The 18,314-nt window shown below is 54.6% G+C and carries 17 protein-coding genes and 1 riboswitch; of the genes, 8 read left to right on the top strand and 9 right to left on the bottom strand.

The window, feature by feature from the left end; genetic code table 11:
* Window positions 1–660 precede the first annotated feature (660 nt).
* Both ACXAIA_RS18055 and ACXAIA_RS18050 read left to right on the top strand, forming a co-directional pair.
* A complete protein-coding gene (locus ACXAIA_RS18055; protein ID WP_475350575.1) occupies window positions 661–1,413 on the top strand; it encodes a glycerophosphodiester phosphodiesterase family protein in 753 nt (250 codons plus the stop codon).
* Window positions 1,414–1,513: 100 nt separating this feature from the next.
* Window positions 1,514–2,944: an MATE family efflux transporter gene (locus ACXAIA_RS18050; protein ID WP_475350574.1), complete on the top strand. Its 1,431-nt coding sequence runs from the start codon at window positions 1,514–1,516 to the stop codon at window positions 2,942–2,944.
* Between the two features lie 79 nt (window positions 2,945–3,023).
* On the opposite strand, the gene ACXAIA_RS18045 is transcribed toward ACXAIA_RS18050, so the two are convergent.
* Window positions 3,024–4,289, bottom strand: coding sequence for a hypothetical protein (locus ACXAIA_RS18045; RefSeq protein WP_475350573.1), 1,266 nt, complete (start codon window positions 4,287–4,289; stop codon window positions 3,024–3,026).
* A gap of 137 nt (window positions 4,290–4,426) precedes the next feature.
* A complete protein-coding gene (locus ACXAIA_RS18040) occupies window positions 4,427–5,386 on the bottom strand; it encodes a helix-turn-helix transcriptional regulator (protein WP_475343909.1) in 960 nt (319 codons plus the stop codon).
* Window positions 5,387–5,609: 223 nt separating this feature from the next.
* Between ACXAIA_RS18040 and ACXAIA_RS18035 the strand changes: the two genes are divergently transcribed.
* From ACXAIA_RS18035 to ACXAIA_RS18025, 3 genes are read left to right on the top strand one after another with little or no spacing between them, the layout of a single operon-like run.
* Entirely contained in the window at window positions 5,610–6,086 is a 477-nt protein-coding gene (locus tag ACXAIA_RS18035; RefSeq protein ID WP_475350572.1) for a low molecular weight protein-tyrosine-phosphatase, read from the top strand.
* A gap of 25 nt (window positions 6,087–6,111) precedes the next feature.
* Window positions 6,112–6,972 carry a fructosamine kinase family protein gene (locus tag ACXAIA_RS18030; RefSeq protein WP_475350571.1) on the top strand — a complete coding sequence of 287 codons (861 nt, stop codon included), beginning with the start codon at window positions 6,112–6,114 and terminating at the stop codon, window positions 6,970–6,972.
* Between the two features lie 60 nt (window positions 6,973–7,032).
* The gene (locus ACXAIA_RS18025) at window positions 7,033–7,482 is read left to right on the top strand and encodes a c-type cytochrome (protein WP_475350570.1); all 450 of its coding nucleotides are present in this window, start codon (window positions 7,033–7,035) and stop codon (window positions 7,480–7,482) included.
* Window positions 7,483–7,563: 81 nt separating this feature from the next.
* Here ACXAIA_RS18025 and folE read toward each other — a convergent pair whose 3' ends face one another.
* The 3 genes from folE to metZ all read right to left on the bottom strand — a co-directional run bounded on the left by folE (window position 7,564) and on the right by metZ (window position 10,301).
* Window positions 7,564–8,154, bottom strand: coding sequence for a GTP cyclohydrolase I FolE (gene folE / locus ACXAIA_RS18020; protein WP_008889129.1), 591 nt, complete (start codon window positions 8,152–8,154; stop codon window positions 7,564–7,566).
* Between the two features lie 89 nt (window positions 8,155–8,243).
* Complete coding sequence (gene apaG / locus ACXAIA_RS18015; RefSeq protein WP_475343899.1) at window positions 8,244–8,636, bottom strand: Co2+/Mg2+ efflux protein ApaG; 393 nt, start codon at window positions 8,634–8,636, stop codon at window positions 8,244–8,246.
* A gap of 462 nt (window positions 8,637–9,098) precedes the next feature.
* The gene (metZ, locus tag ACXAIA_RS18010; RefSeq protein WP_475350569.1) at window positions 9,099–10,301 is read right to left on the bottom strand and encodes an O-succinylhomoserine sulfhydrylase; all 1,203 of its coding nucleotides are present in this window, start codon (window positions 10,299–10,301) and stop codon (window positions 9,099–9,101) included.
* 76 nt (window positions 10,302–10,377) lie between these two features.
* Window positions 10,378–10,452: riboswitch (SAM riboswitch) on the bottom strand.
* A gap of 226 nt (window positions 10,453–10,678) precedes the next feature.
* Here metZ and ACXAIA_RS18005 point away from each other — a divergent pair.
* The 3 genes from ACXAIA_RS18005 to ACXAIA_RS17995 all read left to right on the top strand — a co-directional run bounded on the left by ACXAIA_RS18005 (window position 10,679) and on the right by ACXAIA_RS17995 (window position 14,466).
* Complete coding sequence (locus tag ACXAIA_RS18005; protein WP_475350568.1) at window positions 10,679–11,473, top strand: TVP38/TMEM64 family protein; 795 nt, start codon at window positions 10,679–10,681, stop codon at window positions 11,471–11,473.
* Complete coding sequence (locus ACXAIA_RS18000) at window positions 11,466–12,893, top strand: dihydrolipoyl dehydrogenase family protein (RefSeq protein WP_475350567.1); 1,428 nt, start codon at window positions 11,466–11,468, stop codon at window positions 12,891–12,893. Before ACXAIA_RS18005 ends, ACXAIA_RS18000 begins: the two co-directional genes overlap by 8 nt.
* Window positions 12,894–12,972: 79 nt before the next feature.
* Window positions 12,973–14,466: an ATP-binding protein gene (locus tag ACXAIA_RS17995; protein ID WP_475350566.1), complete on the top strand. Its 1,494-nt coding sequence runs from the start codon at window positions 12,973–12,975 to the stop codon at window positions 14,464–14,466.
* A gap of 371 nt (window positions 14,467–14,837) precedes the next feature.
* Here the strand turns inward: ACXAIA_RS17995 and ACXAIA_RS17990 are convergent, their stop codons facing one another.
* From ACXAIA_RS17990 to ACXAIA_RS17975, 4 genes are all read right to left on the bottom strand, one after another.
* A complete protein-coding gene (locus tag ACXAIA_RS17990; protein WP_475350565.1) occupies window positions 14,838–15,446 on the bottom strand; it encodes a DNA-3-methyladenine glycosylase I in 609 nt (202 codons plus the stop codon).
* 3 nt (window positions 15,447–15,449) lie between these two features.
* On the bottom strand, window positions 15,450–15,737 hold the full coding sequence (locus tag ACXAIA_RS17985) for a YciI family protein (protein WP_475350564.1): 288 nt from the start codon (window positions 15,735–15,737) through the stop codon (window positions 15,450–15,452).
* Between the two features lie 3 nt (window positions 15,738–15,740).
* Window positions 15,741–16,337 (bottom strand): TetR/AcrR family transcriptional regulator, encoded by a 597-nt coding sequence (locus ACXAIA_RS17980; RefSeq protein ID WP_475350563.1) that lies wholly within the window; start codon window positions 16,335–16,337, stop codon window positions 15,741–15,743.
* A 156-nt stretch (window positions 16,338–16,493) separates the two neighbouring features.
* Window positions 16,494–17,942: a TrkH family potassium uptake protein gene (locus ACXAIA_RS17975; protein WP_475350562.1), complete on the bottom strand. Its 1,449-nt coding sequence runs from the start codon at window positions 17,940–17,942 to the stop codon at window positions 16,494–16,496.
* Between the last annotated feature and the right edge of the window lie 372 nt (window positions 17,943–18,314).

Genomic DNA, 18,314 nt, shown 5'->3' with positions numbered 1-18,314 from the left:
TCATGTTCAATCCAAGCTTGTCTCTAAGACAAACTCTTCAAAATTAACGTCTGCACATTTTGGTGGTTACCACAAATCAATCTGAATAAATTCAAACTGATCCGTCGTCTCCAGGATGCACAGACTTACGCCATAACGCTGCCCGCGCATCCCTTCCTTCTGATCTACAATGTCAAAGAACTCAAAGGCCGAAGCCCCAAACCGCCGTTCCGCGTCGCCGCATTCGTTAGCGCCGCACCCCGTCGGTGGAGGCGGGTTATAGGGCCCCAATCCGAACCTGTAAACACCTTTTTTCGAGATTTATGGAGATTTTCGGCGATTGTTTTTTTCACCCCCGAAACGGTCCGCACAAACCCTTGGCTTTCGGGGGTTTCACGTAGAAAACAGATCCTTGCATAGCTCGACCCACATCAACGCATAACACCGGGAACCAAGGCAAAAACCGACTCTGTGCCTTTGATTACAATATGGAGTCCAATGACTTCGCGGCGAAAACGAAAATGGAAGCGTTCAAATCGCAACAAGATTTTCGCTTTTTCACACAATCCAAGTCGCGTAAGAGAATCGCATTGAGTTTATTTGCACCACCACACCAACCGATGGCTTACTTGCCAACTGTTTTCGGTGTTGCAGCCCCACATATATAAAAGGCCCGTATCCGTGATCGAGATCCCGCACATTGTCGCCCATCGTGGTGCTTCGATTGAAGCCCCGGAAAATACCATTGCCGCCTTTCGCGTTGCCGGTGCACGCGGTGCCAAATGGATCGAATGCGATGTCACGCTGAGTTCTGACGACAACTGCGTCCTTATTCATGACGATACGCTTGAACGCACCACCAACGGCACGGGGCCCATTCATCACAGCGATTTCGAAACCCTGCGCGGGCTTGATGCCGGCGGGTGGTTTTCAGACATGTATAAAGGTGAACGTATTCCGACCCTGTCCGATACGCTTGAGACCCTTTATTTCATGGATATGGGCGCCAACCTTGAGATCAAACCGTCGGGGTGCGATCCGGTCCGTCTGTGTGAAGAAGTCATCAAGGAACTTGGCACGTCCAAAACCGTGCCACCGATTCTGATTTCAAGTTTTGATGACGTGGCCGTTGCGCATATGCGCAAGCACATGCCCGACCTGCCATGCGGCTGGTTGCTTGAAACCCTGCCGGAAAACTGGAAGGCCGAATACGCCCGCCTTGGCGCATCGGCCATCCATATTGATCACAAGGCCCTGACACCGGTGAATGCCGCAGAGATTGTCGATGCCGGTGTGCCGCTGGTTTGCTATACGATCAATGATGTCGAACGCGCCAAGGAACTGTTTTCCTGGGGAGCCACATCCGTGATTACCGATGATCCGGCCAAATTGCTGATGGCGATTCCAAGGCGCCCGTTCGCCGCCAACAGATAGACCCCATATAAAGCAAAACGGGGCAACACGGTATCAGGGGTCGGTACGCCACCACGATCCCGATCTCTGATTGCCAGATAAAAATGCAGGAAACGATCCAATGACAATTGCCCCACAAGATGGTGCCGCGGCGCCACCACCACCAATTGATCCGGCGACTTCGCCAACCCCGCTTTATCCCGATAACCGGGTAAAGCGCCATCTGAGCGAATTGTTCAGGCTGGCCCTGCCGGTCACGATTGCCCGTCTTGGCATGCTGATCATGGCGGTCGTCGATACCATCGTGGTTGGCAACTATGACAGTGCGGCACTGGCCTACCTCAATATCGCGCATGCGCCCTTCACATCCTTGATGGTCACAGGCATCGGGCTTCTGACCGGGGTCATGGTGATGACATCGCATGCCAAGGGCCGCGATAACCTGATGGCAGCCGGGACGGTTTGGCGCAATGCCATGCCCTATGCCATTCTGGTCAGCATCCTGTTTACAATCCTGACCATGCAGTCGGACTGGCTATTTGCCATAACCGGTCAACCAGCCGAGATCACCGATCACGCCGGCGATCTGGCAGTGATCCTGTCCATCGGCATGCCGGCCGCCCTTATTTACATTACGTGCGCCTTCTTCCTTGAAGGATTGCAGCGCCCGATGCCCGGCATGGTGATGATGATTGTCGCCAATCTGATCAACCTTGTTCTGGATTACGGGCTTGTCTACGGCGCCTTTGGTTTCCCGGAACTCGGTGCAGAGGGGGCTGCCTGGACATCGAGTGTCATCCGCTGGTTCATGGCGCTTAGTCTGCTGGGTTATATCCTGTTGATGAAAAGCCATCATCTTTATGGCATCCGCAACGGCTTTGCCGGGTGGTGGCGCGGATCACGCGATGCGCGGCATCTGGGATATGCCGCAGGCGCCAGTCAGGGCATGGAAACCGGTGCCTTTGCCGCCATGCAGCTTTTCGCCGGACGCCTTGGTGTCATTGCCGCGGCGAGCTATGGCATCAGCATGACGCTTTTGGCTTTGATGTTTATGGTCGCCCTTGGTCTGGCGTCAGCAACCTCGGTTCGGGTTGGTATTGCCTATGGCAGGCGGGATCGACCGGACATGGCGCTTGCCGGATGGATTGGTCTTTTGACCACCATGGCTGTGATGTTCGTGCTGAGCATTCCGCTTTATCTGTTTCCAAATGCGGTCGCGCATCTGTTTACACAGGATGTTGCCGTTATCGCGACGACGGTTTCCGTCCTGATCCTGATGCCGATCATTTTCCCGACGGATGGTGGGCAGAACGCTGCGATCAATGCCCTTCGCGGTGCCGGGGACAAATGGGCACCGACGATATTGCATCTGGTTTCCTACATCTTTGTCATGATCCCGATCGGGTATTATCTGTCATTTGTGCTGGAGATGGGTGTGCCGGGGTTGTTCTGGGGTATTGCGATTGCAAGCCTTGTCGCGGTCAGTGGCCTGGCGGTCCGGTTCCTGATCATGTCATCGCGTGACATTCCCGAACATCCCGAGCAGCTATAAGCCGCGCCCAATATCGAAACGAAAAAGCGCCACCGGCTAAATGCGGTGGCGCTTTTTGTTTTTGGTATTGGCCTTGTGATCACGAACGTGTGGCGTCGAACTGACGGCGCGGCATCAACAGATCGCAGAAAGGCAGGACCAGCGTATCAAACGCCGATGCCGCACGCGGGGCATCAATCCGGATGATGTGCTGTTCGATATCGCGCTGGGTTGCGAACTCCCCAAGTGGGGCCAGTTCCGGCAGCGCATCGACCATGCTGGCATAAAATGCGACTTGATCATCGCGTGCTGTCCCGGCCGCCAGATTGCCCAGATGGTTATAAAGCGCCATGGCGAGGAACCAGCGGCAATAGGGCATCAGACCTTGCAAAATCTCGGTGCGCTGTTGCGGCTGGACATATTGTTGCAGGTCGCTATCCAGCCAGACGGCATTTTGTACCCCGGCGACAAAGGCATTGCGGAGCGCCGGGTGTTCGTCGGTAAAGAACACTGTCGTCAGCCAGGAGGACAGATCGTCAAGTGCGGCCCGGCGGGACGCCGGTGTGCTGTCGGGTGCAAAATCAAGAGCCGGCATGGGCGGTTTGCCCGACATGGCAAGGCTTGCCACCGCCGGGTCGATCAGCGCATTCGCCAGCCACGCCTGATGCCAGATTTTCATTGGTCGGAAATAGGGTTCCTTTTCCGAACCACCAGCCTCGATCCAGCTTTCAATCAAATGCGCCCGCCCCAATGCAATGCCAAGGCGCAGGGCATCTTCAAACCCCATCCCGTTTTGCAGGAACGGATCGCCCAGCATGTCTTCCAGCAGCGGCAACTGGGCCGCAACATTATCCACCCGAAGGCCCGCACCCAGCGGCTGATAGAAGGATGCGCCGTCGCTGTGACCCAGAATGGCACGCGCATGCTTGGCAAAGTCGCCCCAGAAAACAAGCTTCATCGGCTCTGCCCGTTTGCGCCAGAGCGGCCTTGTCAGATGCCAGTCTTCGCATTCGAAAACCGACATCGGCATGGCGTCCACCAGTCGGGCAAGTGGTTTGGCCACCGCCATTTCCAGATTGTCTTGCGATCCCACATGCCCGATGGATAAGCGCCAGCCCGGTTCTTCGTGCGGATGGCAATCCAGCCACAGCATGGCAAAGCCGTTTGCGTTGGCCCGATTCCCCGCCGGGACCACCAGATCAAAAAACAGCGACAGCGGTGCTGGTATTTCTGGATTGGTGTGATCGGTTAGCATATCCCCCACCGCCCAGGTCTTGACCGTCACATCATCTGCATCCGGCCGATTGCGAAAACGCGGCGGCAGAAAACCGGAATACTCGTTTGCAGATTGGACGGAATCGGTCATGGCAGCCTCTTGGATGCGAAGGGGGCACGATGATCACATTAAGATCATGCATTGCGCTGCTGATACCCAAGGAAACCGGGCAGGTCAATCATGCCACGATCAAGCCAGGCAGAGCCAAACTGAATGTATCTGATGGGTCAGGCCCGTGTCAGGCCGGCATGGCCGATGCTGGCTTCGCGATAGACCGAAGGCGGCATCGATAACAAACGTCTGAAATCGCGCGAGAAATGGGCATTATCGGTAAAACCGCACCAAAAGCCGATCTCGCCGACCGACAGGTTGGTGCCATAGAGCAAGCGACAGGCTTCACGTACCCGCACCAGACGCAAAAGGTCGGAGAACCGGCTGTTGGCCTGCTGCAGGCGGCGCTGCAAGGTGCGGCCGGATGTGTCGAGTGCAGCCGCCACTTCGTCAATCGTCCAGCTGCGTCCGATATCATGTTCAAGCACGGTGCAAAGTTGCTGCACCACCGGGCGCTGTGCCCCGATCGAAGGAGCGGTTCCCGGCATATTGGCCATGAACGGATAGGATGATGATACCTGTTCGAAACTGCCCCAGTTGATCCGGAACCGCAAACCGCGCCCGGAAAAGGCAAGCTTGTCGATGATGCGACCCTTGCGCATGACGCGGACGGCCGGCCCGTGACTGGGCAAAATGGTCGCGTCCATGTCTTCTGCCCCGGCTGCCTCAAGCAAGCCGATCAGGAACCCAAGCAACAACAGGTTTTCCACCCGTGCGGGTGGCTGCCCCCGGACAACGCCACGATGGATGGTCATGGATTTCCCGGTCACGGCAAATTCGCTTCGCGCGCGGGCATGAGAATAGCCTTCCAGACGGCGCCAGCGATCCGCAATCACCGCAGGCGTTGCCGAATGGCGCAACATGGTCAGGATGGCTTCCTGTTCCTTGGCCGCCAAATAGCGCCCCAGACGCACAAGGACAGCCGGACCATTGACCTCTTCAAGGGCCAGCATGATGCTGCGCAACTTGGCAGAAGTCACAACCGTGCCAGCCGGCACAAGGTCATAGCCCCGCGGCAACCATGCCAGTTGCCGGATCAGGGCAACATGCAAACCAAAAGAGACAAATTCCTGCATCAAAACGCGCCAAAAGGATGAAACTTGGCGCGATCATACAAACTATTGATATGACTGTCAGCGCCGAACCCAAAATGTCACGAAGCTGTTACATTTACCGGATTTCGCGAGAATCCGTACTTAACGGCATGCGCAGCTGCATGACGGGGCATTGCCCGAAAGGTGTCGCCATGTCACTGTTGAAAGCACCTTCTGACATTCCCAGACAATACGGATTGATAACGTGATCAAGGTTCTTTTCGTCTGTACCGGCAATATCTGTCGTTCGCCCACCGCCGATGGTGTTTTTCGCAAGCTGGTCCGCGAAGCCGGGCTCGAAGATCACATCCGCGTTGATAGCTGCGGCCTGTCGGCCTATCACGTTGGCGAATTGCCCGATCCGCGATCCCGCGAAATGGCCAAAAGTCGTGGCATTGATCTGAGCGACATCCGATCGCGCAAGATCAAACCCGATGACTATCTGCAATTTGATTATGTGCTGGCGATGGATCACGGACATTTGCGCGATATGCGCCGTCAGGCACCCAACACCCATCAAAATCGCATTGAGCTGTTTCTTGATTACCATCCGACACTGGCCGGGCAAAGCGTGCCGGACCCGTATTACGGCGGTGCCAACGGATTTGTCGATGTCTTTGACATGATCGAGGAAGCATCAAACAAGCTTCTATCCGACATTCGTGAAAAGCACGGCGTCTAGGTCGCGTTTATGACCAGGGATTGTCATGGATAAAACCGCGCTCGCAGATCTGATCAAACGCCACACGGGATCGGCCCTGCGATCCGTCACCCCGCTTTCGGGCGGGTGCGTTGCTGATGTCATGCGGGCTGATCTTGATGATGGCCGCGAACTGATGATCAAGCAAAGCAATCGTAGCGACGCCGGCCTTGCGATCGAGGCGGATATGCTGCGCTATTTCAGGGCACATTCGCCGATCAACTGCCCGGACGTTGTTTATGCGGACGATACATGCCTGGTGATGACCTATATCGCCAATGACAACCGCATGAGCCGATCTGTACAGCTTGATCTGGCAGAAAAACTCGCCGCCCAGCATCAAGTCACCTCCACCGCATTCGAACTTGAGTTTGACACCCTGATCGGCGGCTTACCCCAACCCAATACCCCTGAAGAAAACTGGATCACCTTCTTTGCCGAGCACCGGTTGCACCACATGGCACAACTGGCACTGCACGAGGGTAAACTGCCCGGCAGCATGGCCGCGCGCATTGATCGGTTGATTGAGCGTCTTGATCGCTATTTACCAAAAGACAGCAAGCCCTCCTTGCTGCATGGCGATCTGTGGGGTGGCAATATCCTGTGTCAGTCCGACAAGCTGGCAGGCCTGATTGACCCGGCGATTTATTATGGCGACCCGGAAATCGAACTGGCGTTCGGGACGTTATTTGGCGATCTGACACCAGAATTCTTTGGGCGCTACAACGAAATACTGCCAATTTCGCCCGGCTTCTTTGAGGAACGCCGTGATTTGTATAACCTTTACCCGCTATTGGTTCATGTTCGCCTGTTTGGGGGACATTATGTCGGTTCCGTTGACCACATCCTTGCCCGATTTGGTCAATAGCATCCGACAACTGCCTAAGAGTTGATGAGAGAAATACGCACATAAAAGGGGATGAGAGAGTTGAGAATTCTAGTTGGAGCCGCTGTGGCGCTCACCATGACGGTCAGTATTGCCGCCATCGCCCATGAAGGCGCGACCGGTGTGGTGAAGGAACGCATGGATGGCATGAAGGCCATCGGCCAGCAGGTCAAAATCATGGTGCCGATGATGAAGGGTGCCCTACCATATGACCCGGAACAGGTCGCAAAATCCGCCGCCATTATTGAAGGCCATTCCGGCGAAACCTTTACCGCCCTTTTCCCCGAAGGCAGCAACGAACATCCGTCCGAAGCCCTTTCTGACATTTGGGATGACTGGTCAACATTCACCGATCTTTCCAACGAACTGAATGCCAAGGCCGGTCACCTTAAAACCGTTGCATCCAATGGCGGTTCGGAAGACGACTTCAAGGCCGCCCTTGGTCAGATGATGCGGACCTGCAAATCCTGCCATAGCGATTTCAAGGACTAGCTCGAACGCAAACGGCATCGTTCATGAAAAAAGGCCGCAGCATCTGCTGCGGCCTTTTTCTATGGCAGGATCAGATTGGTGTTAGCGACCGATCATGGCAAAGAATTCGCGACGCGTGATCGGATCATCGCGGAACGCCCCCAGCATCCGGCTGGTCACCATGGAAACACCGGTTTTGTGCACACCGCGTGTACTCATGCATTGGTGGTTGGCATCGATCACCACCGCAACACCAAGCGGATCGAGTTCTTCCTGAATGGTGTTGGCGACCTGTGCCGTCATCTTTTCCTGAATCTGCAGGCGTTTGGCATAGACCTCAACCACGCGGGCCAGCTTGGAAATACCGACAACACGGCGGCGCGGCAAATAGGCGACATGGGCAACCCCGATGATCGGCACCATGTGATGTTCGCAATAGGATTCGACGCGAATGTCGCGCAGAACGACCATCTCGTCATAGCCGTCGGTTTCTTCGAACGTCCGGCGCAGGATTTCTGCCGGGTCCTGCTGATAGCCAGCAAAGAATTCGCCATAAGAGCGTGCCACACGATCAGGGGTTCCGCGCAGACCTTCGCGGTCGGGATCGTCCCCGGCCCAACGCAGAAGTGTCCGGACCGCTTCTTCTGCTTCTTCGCGTGTCGGACGCTTCACCGGGTTATGTTCGCTGCACATACCAAATCCTTTTGTCATATTCTGCAGGATTAACGCCTGCCTTGGTGGGGCTCCTGACCCGCTTTAACTGATACTGTTGGCTGATCCGATCAGTTCACAGTGTGTTGCCCATGCGGACTGTCGAGCGAAAAGGCCGGAATCGCAATATCAAAATGATTGCCGTCCATATCCGTCATCTCGAAAGTCCCGACCATGAAGCCGCTTGGCGTGGTCAATGGCGCGCCACTTGTGTAATTGAAACTTTCACCGCACGCCAGAACAGGCTGTTCGCCAACAACGCCCGGGCCTTTGACCTCCTGGGTTTCGCCGCGCGAATCCGTAATCTGCCAATGACGGTTCAGCAACTGAACGGTTTTTGATCCAAGATTTTCAATCTCGATACGATAGGCCCAAACATAACGATGGGTTTCCGGATCAGATTCGTCCTCGAGGAACATCGGCTTTACCGATACCTTGATGTCGTGGGTTACGGTCGAATACATGCATATCTCCGGGCCAAGGGTGTTCCAGTCAATTTGCATCAGCCAAGATTGCGATTGATGGACCTTTATGCAGGGTCAGGACCTATTAATTTGGTTCGAATGGTCGATCAGATTTGTTCGGATACGCGAAGCAAAAACGCCGGAAGATATACATCTTTCAAGTTTTTGCGACAAAGTAGGCCGTGCAAATCTGATCGATCCGCAGGACAGACGTTATATTTGCAAGCTCCTGCGTCAAACCCCTTGCGCGGGGTTCCCACCCGCTCGGCGGGCTTTTCCTTGGATCCCACATATATAACGTATGCCATTCCAATCAAATTAATAGGTCCTGACCCTAAACAATCCGTCCCGAAACTACCAGTCGCCTGTCAAAACAAACCGGCATAAGATCGGGGCGAATACGAAAGGGCCCGCACAATGTACGGGCCAGATCGATGTCAGGATTACTGTTGTACCAAGCTTTTAAACGGCAAGGGCTGCCAACAGGTCTTCCTTGAGGTCATCAATATCTTCCAGACCGACAGATAGACGCAGCATGCCTTCGGTAATACCCATCGCAACCTTGTCTTCGGCTGGCACACGCTGATGGGTCGTGGTCCAGGGATGGGTTGCCAGACTTTTTGCATCGCCAAGGTTGTTGGAAATATCAATCAGCTTGAGGTTATCAAGCAGCGAAAATGCCGCCGCCTTGCCCCCGGCAAGCTCAATCGCAATCAATCCACCACCACGGCCAGACATCTGACGCATTGCCAATTCGTGCTGCGGGTGACTTTCCAGTCCCGGATAAAGAACGCGTGACACCTGTGGCTGTTCCGTAAGGAATTCGGCCAATGCAGTTGCATTGCGGATGTGCTGATCAACACGCAGGCTTAGCGTTTCAAGCCCTTTGAGCAGCACCCAGGCATTGAATGCGCTCATGCTTGGCCCAGTATGACGCAGGAACGTGGTCAGGTGTTCGTCATGCCATTCCTTGTCGTTAAACAGGATCGCACCGCCAAGGCAGCGGCCCTGACCATCGATGTGTTTGGTCGCAGAATAGACGACAATATCAGCCCCCAGTTCCATCGGCTTTTGCAGGATCGGGGTGGCAAACACGTTATCGACAATCACCTTTGCACCGGCCTTGTGCGCCAGCTCGGAGATAAAGGCGATATCAAGAACCTCAAGCGTCGGGTTCGACGGGGTTTCAAGGAAAACCGCGTCTGCTGGTTTCGACAGCGCCTTTTCCCATGCGTCTTTGTCGGTGCCATCCACCAGTTCGGTTTCAACCCCGAACCGCGGCAGTAGCGTGGTCAGGATAAATTCACACGAACCGAACAAGGCGCGCGATCCAACCACACGACCACCAGCCTTGGTGCTGGCTGCCAATGCATTCCACACCGCTGACATGCCCGATGCCGTCGCACGGCAATATTGCGCGCCCTCGATCAGGGCAAGGCGCTCTTCGAACATCCCAACGGTCGGATTGGCAAAACGGGAATAGACATAACGTTCCGGGCCACTGCCATCAAAGGAGGCCTCTGCCTCGGCGGCGGTGTCATACACATAGCCGGAATTCATAAAGATGGCTTCGGAAGTCTCGCAAAAGCCGCTGCGCGCTGTGCCGCCACGTACAGAACGGGTCGCCGCGCGCCAGTTATCGGAAGCCTTTTTTTCGGTCGTCATCGTCTTGCTCCTACATGCCCGGATATTGGTGTGATCCGGACACAAAAAAACCCTGACCGGCGTGAATGGGTCAGGGCCGAAGCCAGAACACCCCTCTTTAGCGATTTTTTACGTGGCCGCAAGCCGGTCGACAAATCCCACGATGCGCTGACGATACGACCAGTTTTCCCCTACGTCAAGCGCCACACCCTCAGGATTTTTGCGCATATCCGGATGCGCTTACGCATCGGATAACACAATCGCAGCTCACGGAATGGTGAAAGCAGTTCATAAGCAAGTTTTGAAATTTCTCTCTAATGTTGGATCAAATAATGCGATCCTGTTTTTCGGGATTTGCACATCGTAGCGAACACACGACTTGCAAGAGCCTGAAATAAATGACTAAAACCAGTTCAATGGTGTCACACTTGTCCGACCAGAAACCAGAATTCCCGGCAGAAACCAAAGGCGCGCCCAAGCCGCTCTGGCGCAAGCTTTTGCCGGTGATAATCCTGATTTGCGGGCTGGTTCTGGCATGGGCGAGCGGCATCCTTGATGTGCTGTCATTTGATTCACTGCGTGAAAACCGCGACCTGTTGCAGGGTTTTGTTGCCGACAATCCGGTTTCAAGCGTTCTGGTCTTTATGGGGCTTTATGTTGTTTCGGTCGCGCTGTCTCTGCCGATCGGATCGATCCTGACCATTACCGGTGGCTTTCTGTTCGGATCGCCTCTTGCGACGACCTATGTTGTGGTCGGGGCCACCATTGGCGCGACAATTGTTTATCTGGCCGCGCGCTATGCGTTTTATGATCTGATGCGGGCCAAGGCCGGTAACGCCGTTCGCAAGATGGAAGAAGGCTTTGCTGAAAACGCATTCAGCTATCTGATGGTGTTGCGCCTGATCCCGATTTTCCCGTTCTGGCTGGTCAATCTTGTGCCCGCCCTTCTTGGCGTCAAATTGCGCTCCTTTGTTTTGGGAACCATGATCGGCATTATTCCGGGCACCTTTGTCTATGCGTCTATCGGCGATGGGCTTGGTGCCTTGTTTGATCAGGGCAAGACACCTGATCTTGGCATCATCTTTGAACCGCGTATCCTGACCCCGATCATTGGACTGGCCGTGCTGGCCCTGTTGCCAGTCGCCTATAAGAAACTGCGCCAACGTAAAAGCGGGGCCAACTCACATGAGTAAAATCATCGATACCGATATCTGCGTGATTGGCGCCGGCTCCGGTGGTCTGTCTGTCGCGGCGGGTGCGGTCCAGATGGGCGCAAAGGTTGTCCTGATCGAAAAGGGCAAGATGGGGGGTGATTGCCTTAATACAGGTTGCGTTCCGTCCAAGGCGCTTTTGGCGGCCGGTCATGCCGCGGAAAATACGCGCCGTGCATCCCGGTTTGGTGTTGCTACTGGCCAAGTCGATGTCGATTTTGGCCGCGCAATCGATCATGTGCATTCCGTCATTGCGGGCATTGCCCCGCATGATTCGGTTGAGCGATTCGAAGACCTCGGCTGCACCGTTATTCAGGCCGAAGCCCGCTTTATCGGCCCGCGCGAAGTCGTTGCCGACGACACCACAATCAGGGCCAAACGCTTTGTCATTGCCACGGGTTCGCGCGCGGCTGTTCCGCCCATCCCGGGACTGGAAAGCGTTTGCTATTTCACCAACGAAACCATTTTTGAAAACCGTAGCCGCCCGGATCATCTGATCATTATTGGTGGCGGCCCTATCGGCTTGGAAATGGCGCAGGCCCATCAACAGCTCGGCGCAAAGGTGACCGTGATTGAAATGGGCACCATCCTGCCCAAGGATGATCCGGATCTGGTGGCTGTGGTGCGTGACCGCATCAAGGCCGATGGCATCAGTCTTTATGAAGGTGCCAAAACCAAGGAAGTCCTTGATGTAAATGATCAGATCAGGGTCGTGATCGAACATCAGGGCATCGAGATCACCCTTGAAGGCAGCCACCTTTTGCTGGCAACCGGCCGCAAACCCAATGTGGAAAACCTTGGCTTGTCAGATGCCGGCATTGAGCACAGCGACCGCGGTATTTCGGTTGATGCCCGTCTGCGCACCTCAAACCGCAAGGTGTTTGCGATTGGTGATGTCACCGGCGGGCTGCAATTTACCCACATGGCGGGGTATGACGCGGGCATCGTGATCCGTAACGCGCTTTTCCGCCTTCCGGCCAAGGTCGATCACAGTGGCGTGCCATGGGTAACCTATACCAACCCGGAACTGGCACAGGTCGGCCTGACCGAAACAACAGCGCGCGAGAAGTTCGGCGATGATATCCGCGTTGTGACATGGGACTACGCGGAAAACGATCGCGCCCGCGCAGAAGCCGAAACCGAAGGCTTCATCAAGGTCATCACCACGCCGAAAGGCCGAATTCTTGGCGCTGCCATTGTCGGGCGGCAGGCAGGCGAGCTGATCGGCGTCTGGTCGCTTGCCATCAGCAAGAAAATGAAGATCGGCGCAATTGCCGGGATGATAGCGCCCTATCCGACCCTTGGTGAACTGTCCAAACGCGTCGCTGGCGCTTGGTACACGCCCAGTCTGTTTAGCGAAAAAACGCGCAATCTGGTGCGGTTCCTGCTGAAGTTCGGATAACCGGCTTGCCTGGATCGCGCATGAAAACAAGCATCTGTATTGCTGTACTTTTTTCGCCTTATTGGCCTAACATCCAAAAATGAATAACCGGCATCTCAAATTGCCCCCCTGGGCCAAATCGCTTTCCGCGCGCCTTCTGGTGCTGACGGTAAGTTTTGTGATGCTGGCAGAGGTGTTTGTTTTTGCCCCCTCTGTCGCACGCTTTCGCATTGACTGGCTCAAGGCGCATCTTGATTCAGGCTATCTCGCGGCCCTCGCCCTTGAAGCCACGCCTGATCAGATGATCCCCGATGATCTTGAACGTGAACTTCTGTCCAATGCCGGGATTGAGGCGGTCATTCTGCGGCGTGAAGATCGCAAATTGCTGCTTCAGCGTGATGACATGCCCGCCAAGGTCGACAAGGAGGTTCAGCTGACAGATTTCTCGATCCCGATGGCGCTGATGGAGGGGTTATCAACCCTTAGCCAGACCGAAAATCGGGTATTGCGCGTGGTTGGCATGCCATCCATGGCGCCAGATTTCGAGATCGAAGTCCTTGTTCACGAAGATCGCCTCACTGAGGCCATGCGCAATTTCGGCTGGCGGGTGTTCGGCCTGTCGCTGATGATCTCGTTCTTTACCGCAGGCCTGGTCTATTTCGCGCTTAACCGTCTGCTGGTCCGCCCGATGCGGACATTGACCCATGACATGATTCGTTTTCGCGAAGACCCGCAGGACAAAGCTGCCCTGATCACGCCGGGCGAACGTGATGACGAGATTGGTGTGGCGCGCCAGGAACTGGCGATGATGCAGCAAGACATTCAGGCGATGCTTAATCAGCGCCGCCGCCTTGCCGCCCTTGGCACGGCAGCCACCAAGATCAGTCACGATTTGCGCAATGCGTTGGCCACCTCGATGCTGATGACAGAACAACTTGCCAAAAGCGAAGATGACGAAGTCCGCGCTGTTGTGCCACGCCTGTTATCATCGATGGAACGCGCGGTTTATATCAGTGAACAAACCCTGTCATTTGCGCGTGAAACCCCGCCGCCACGTGATTTGGCGACCTTTACCCTGATTGAGCTGATTGAAGAAATCCGTGATCAGATCTTGCTGCAAAAATGCGAGCAGCTTCTTGATGGTGTTATGGGTGATGCGCGCAAGGACGATGAACCCTGCCCAACCCGTATCGAGATCGACCTTCCCGACGATGTCATGCTTGAAGCCGATTACGACATGCTGTTTCGCGCCTTTAGCAACCTGATGCGCAACCCGATCGAAGCCGGGGCCACTGTTGTAACCATCACCCACAAAATTCAGCCTGAACCAGAAAACGGTACGGAAAGCCGCACCGAACCGGGAAAAACGCACAATTTCATTGACGTTATCATCACCGATAACGGACCGGGACTGCCTGAAAAGGCGATCAAGAACCTGTTCGTACCGTTTGCTGGCAGTGGACGCGAAGGCGGTACGGGACTTGGTCTTGCCATCGCGCGCGAACTGATCAGCACCCATAACGGTGAACTTCGCCTCACTGCAACAGGACCAGACGGCGCTGTTTTCACAGTCAAATTACCGATCAACAGTTGATTTCTGCGGCATCGCACCATCGCAACGCACCCAAATCATAGATTTTTTCTATCGAATTTTATTTGATATTCGATTTTATCTTTTGATTGGCATTTGTCACTTTGGGTTATGGCGATGCCGGGCCTGATCCCGATCCCCGATCCGCTCCTGACCCAAGGTTCGGTGTCGCCACCTGATTTACTGCCGTACCGTATTGATTTTGAAGCCGCCCGATACCCTGTTGTAGCTGTCCCCTTGGCTGGACTTCAAGAAATACGGAACGACAAAGCCCCATAATCCTTGCCGGATTATCATCAGGGGATCCGCACCGGTCCCCGCCCTCAAAACCCCTTGCCCACATCCGGGAAAGGGGTGTTTTTTATCGCTGTGTTTCAGGTTGACCGCACCATCGACTGACGAATATCGTCAATCTGTTGTCGTAAAAAACAACCTTGCGCGTGATCATTGATCAGGCCCATCGCCTGCATGAAGGCAAACACGGTCGTCGGCCCGACAAACTTCCATCCCCGTTTTTTGAGATCCTTGGAAAGTGCAACTGACGTTGGCGATGTCGACGCTGACTGTGGAGGGTCAACTTCGTCTGGTTTCGGTTCAAAGCGCCAAAAATATGCGGCAAGTGACCCTTCCCGTGCGACCATCTCGCAGGCCCGTTTGGCATTATTAATCGATGCTTCGATCTTGCCGCGATGTCGGATGATCCCGGCATCCGCAAGCAGGCGCTCAACATCCACATCATCAAATTCCGCAACCTTATGGAAATCAAACCCGGCAAAGGCTTTGCGGAAATTTTCCCGCTTGCTCAGGATCGTGCGCCAGCTTAATCCCGACTGAAACCCTTCAAGACAGATTTTCTCAAACAGCCGGATGTCATCGGTAACCGGAAAGCCCCATTCCGTGTCGTGATAGGCGTTAAATTCGGGCGCAGCATCACACCATGCGCACCGACATTTTCCGTCCGTTCCGATTGATGTTTTGCTCATGGTTCAAGCCATCAGAAAATTAAGGCGTTGATCCGTGCGCGCGGGCGAGATTTCATAAATCTCGGCTGTAACGATGCCTTCAGCAACGAATGGGTCATCATTCACACGGGCTTCAATCGCATCTCGTGACACACCATGCGCCAGAACGGCACCGCCCATATTGGGTTGCAGGCTCCCGACCATCAGAAACACACCATCATCAAAGCCTTGCTTGATCCATGCTTTGTGCGCGTCCATGAATTCCAGGGCCTTTTCGCGATTTTCAGCAAACTTCAAAAAAATCGTAAACATCCTCTACTCCCTGATTGAGTTGTTGGTGGTGGCAAGTCTGGCAATCTGATCGTCAAGCCAGGCACACATCAGATCGACCTCGTGATGCAAGAAACCATCATCGTCAAACGCATTGGCAAGGGTCGCGACACCCTGGCTTCGGCCAAGGACATGCATGGCCAGTTCATCCGATCTTTCGCCAAAGCCCAACCGTTCGAACTGGCGACATAACCAGCTGCGAAACAGAGTAAACAGTTCGGCGGCATCGCTTTTCGCGGCATGGTTCAACTTCGCCAATTCTGACGACAACGTCCCCACCGGGCAGCCGAATTTCCGGATCTTCTCGCCATTAACAATCAAGATATGAATGAAGCTTCGAATGCGTTCAGCGGGGTCTGATCCGGTCACTTCCCATCGATCAAGCATCTGCTCGGTAGTGGCAAGACGCCGGTTGATCACGCTATCAAGGATGTCATCCTTGGTTTTGAAGTGGTGATAGAAATTGCCACGCGATATGCCGACACTGGCCGCAATATCTGCAAATGACGTGGCTTCAAACCCTTGCTGATAAAATAGCAGGTCCGCTGCCTCGATAATTCGATCCCGTGTTTCTGCTGCCATGTTTTGATCTATCCGCACAATTCAACCTGATTTAGGACGTTTGTCCTATTTCTAGAATTAGGTCAATTGTCCTATAATGTCAACCACATGAAAAAGCACCTGCAAGCGTCGCCTGCAGGTGCTTGAAATTTTCGCGCTAATCGTTTTGAGTTTTGTTTAGTCCCGCCAGAAGGCCGGGAACAGCAGGACCAGAACCGTAAAGACCTCGAGACGGCCAATCAGCATCCCGATCGACATCAGCCACTTGGCCCCGTCCGGCAGGGTTGCGAAGTTCCCCGACGGCCCGACAATTGGTCCCAGACCCGGCCCAACATTGGCAATTGCCGTACCGGCACTCGACACCGCGGTAATGAAATCGAGCCCCATCGCGCCAAGGGCCGCCGCAAGCACCACAAAGCAGAAAACAAACAGGAAGAAGAAGCTCAGCACCGATTCCGTGACATCTTCGGACAGCGGTTTGCGGTTGTAGTATGCAATGAAAACACCATGCGGGCGCAGCATGTGTGACAGCTGAATCTTGGCGATCTCGTACAAAACCTGAAGACGGAAGATTTTCACCCCGCAAGTTGTCGAGCCCGCACAGCCGCCAATAAACATGACAAAAAAGAATACCGTCACTGCAAACGGGCCCCAAAGCCCGTAATCCGTTGTGGCATAGCCCGTACCGGTCATGACCGACATGATATTGAACGACGTGAAGCGCAGCGCATACAGGAAGTCGACACCATTGGTTTTGGAATGCCACAGTGCGAGACCGACAATGATCGTCACGGCAATTGTAATGAACCAGCGCACCTGACTGTCCCGAAACAGCGGTTTCCCCTGTCCACGCAGCATTTGCAGATACAGAATGAATGGAAGCGCCCCTGTCGCCATCCCCAGCGTAATGATGACATCGATGGTCGCATTGTCGTAATGCCCGATCGACGCATCCTTTGTCGAAAATCCGCCGGTCGCAATCGTCGTCATTGCGTGGGCAATCGCATCAAACGGTGTCATGCCCGCCGACCACAACATGATCGCCCAAAGGGCGGTAAAGCCCAGATAAAGTATCGCAATGCCCATGGCGATCTGGGTCGCACGCGGGAACGCCTTGTCAGACTTGTCCGAGTTTTCCATGCGGAAAAGTTGCATACCGCCAACGCGCAGCATCGGCATGACGGCAATCGCCATCACAATGATCCCGATCCCGCCCAGCCACTGCAACAATGCCCGCCACAACAAGATCCCCTGCGGCGCACTATCAAGGCCGACCATCACCGTCGACCCGGTCGTCGAGATGCCCGACATCGCCTCAAAGAACGCGTCGGTATAGGACATATCCAGATCGGAAAAGGCAAATGGCAATGCCGATGCCGCAGTCAAAACCAGCCAGCTTAACGTCGTCAGAATAAAGGCCTGGCGGGAGTTGATCTTAAGATTATCCATGCGGTTCATCATGATCAATGCGCCGCCGACAAACAGCGACACAAAGGACGCCGCCGAGAACACGATCCAGTCGCGTTGACCGTAATACAGGTCAACCAGTGCCGGGATAAACATGCCGATCGACAACGTACACAGCAGAATGCCAACGATGAAAAGAATGGGACGGAAATCGATCAATGAAACGCCTCTTGGCACATACGCCGTGCAATCCCCCCGGAAAAACGGCATATGGTGCGTCTGATGTTCTGTTCTGGGAGGCACTGCATACCCGAAAAACCGGTCAACATGTACCCCATTCATCACAAGCAGCGAAATTCTTGGCACATGACGCCACAATGTCCAGTCCTTTTCGGACTTTACTCACGCGAACACCCTGACGAAACAAGCAATTTTCCCATAAAAACAGCCAATATTCGCAATCGCCGCCCGGGCCTCATTCGCCAACTAGAAACGCTACACGGCCCCTGACAATCCCCCGACAGTCCCGCACATACGCCAAGAATTCCCGCGATTTCGACATGTTGGGCGACGGGTCAGAAAGGTTCCAAA

The organism is Thalassospira sp. ABL2_045 (assembly GCF_056161285.1).
This window is presented reverse-complemented; position numbering and strand designations above follow the sequence as displayed.

Bases quoted from the DNA above. Each gene is read 5' to 3' on its own strand.
- ACXAIA_RS18000 (WP_475350567.1), top strand. From the start codon at position 11,466: ATGAGTAAAATCATCGATACCGATATCTGCGTGATTGGCGCCGGCTCC.
- ACXAIA_RS18050 (WP_475350574.1), top strand. From the start codon at position 1,514: ATGACAATTGCCCCACAAGATGGTGCCGCGGCGCCACCACCACCAATT.
- ACXAIA_RS18045 (WP_475350573.1), bottom strand. From the start codon at position 4,289: ATGACCGATTCCGTCCAATCTGCAAACGAGTATTCCGGTTTTCTGCCG.
- ACXAIA_RS18040 (WP_475343909.1), bottom strand. From the start codon at position 5,386: ATGCAGGAATTTGTCTCTTTTGGTTTGCATGTTGCCCTGATCCGGCAA.
- ACXAIA_RS17990 (WP_475350565.1), bottom strand. From the start codon at position 15,446: ATGAGCAAAACATCAATCGGAACGGACGGAAAATGTCGGTGCGCATGG.
- ACXAIA_RS17985 (WP_475350564.1), bottom strand. From the start codon at position 15,737: ATGTTTACGATTTTTTTGAAGTTTGCTGAAAATCGCGAAAAGGCCCTG.
- ACXAIA_RS18005 (WP_475350568.1), top strand. From the start codon at position 10,679: ATGACTAAAACCAGTTCAATGGTGTCACACTTGTCCGACCAGAAACCA.
- ACXAIA_RS17980 (WP_475350563.1), bottom strand. From the start codon at position 16,337: ATGGCAGCAGAAACACGGGATCGAATTATCGAGGCAGCGGACCTGCTA.
- metZ (WP_475350569.1), bottom strand. From the start codon at position 10,301: ATGACGACCGAAAAAAAGGCTTCCGATAACTGGCGCGCGGCGACCCGT.
- apaG (WP_475343899.1), bottom strand. From the start codon at position 8,636: ATGTATTCGACCGTAACCCACGACATCAAGGTATCGGTAAAGCCGATG.
- folE (WP_008889129.1), bottom strand. From the start codon at position 8,154: ATGTGCAGCGAACATAACCCGGTGAAGCGTCCGACACGCGAAGAAGCA.
- ACXAIA_RS18030 (WP_475350571.1), top strand. From the start codon at position 6,112: ATGGATAAAACCGCGCTCGCAGATCTGATCAAACGCCACACGGGATCG.
- ACXAIA_RS17995 (WP_475350566.1), top strand. From the start codon at position 12,973: ATGAATAACCGGCATCTCAAATTGCCCCCCTGGGCCAAATCGCTTTCC.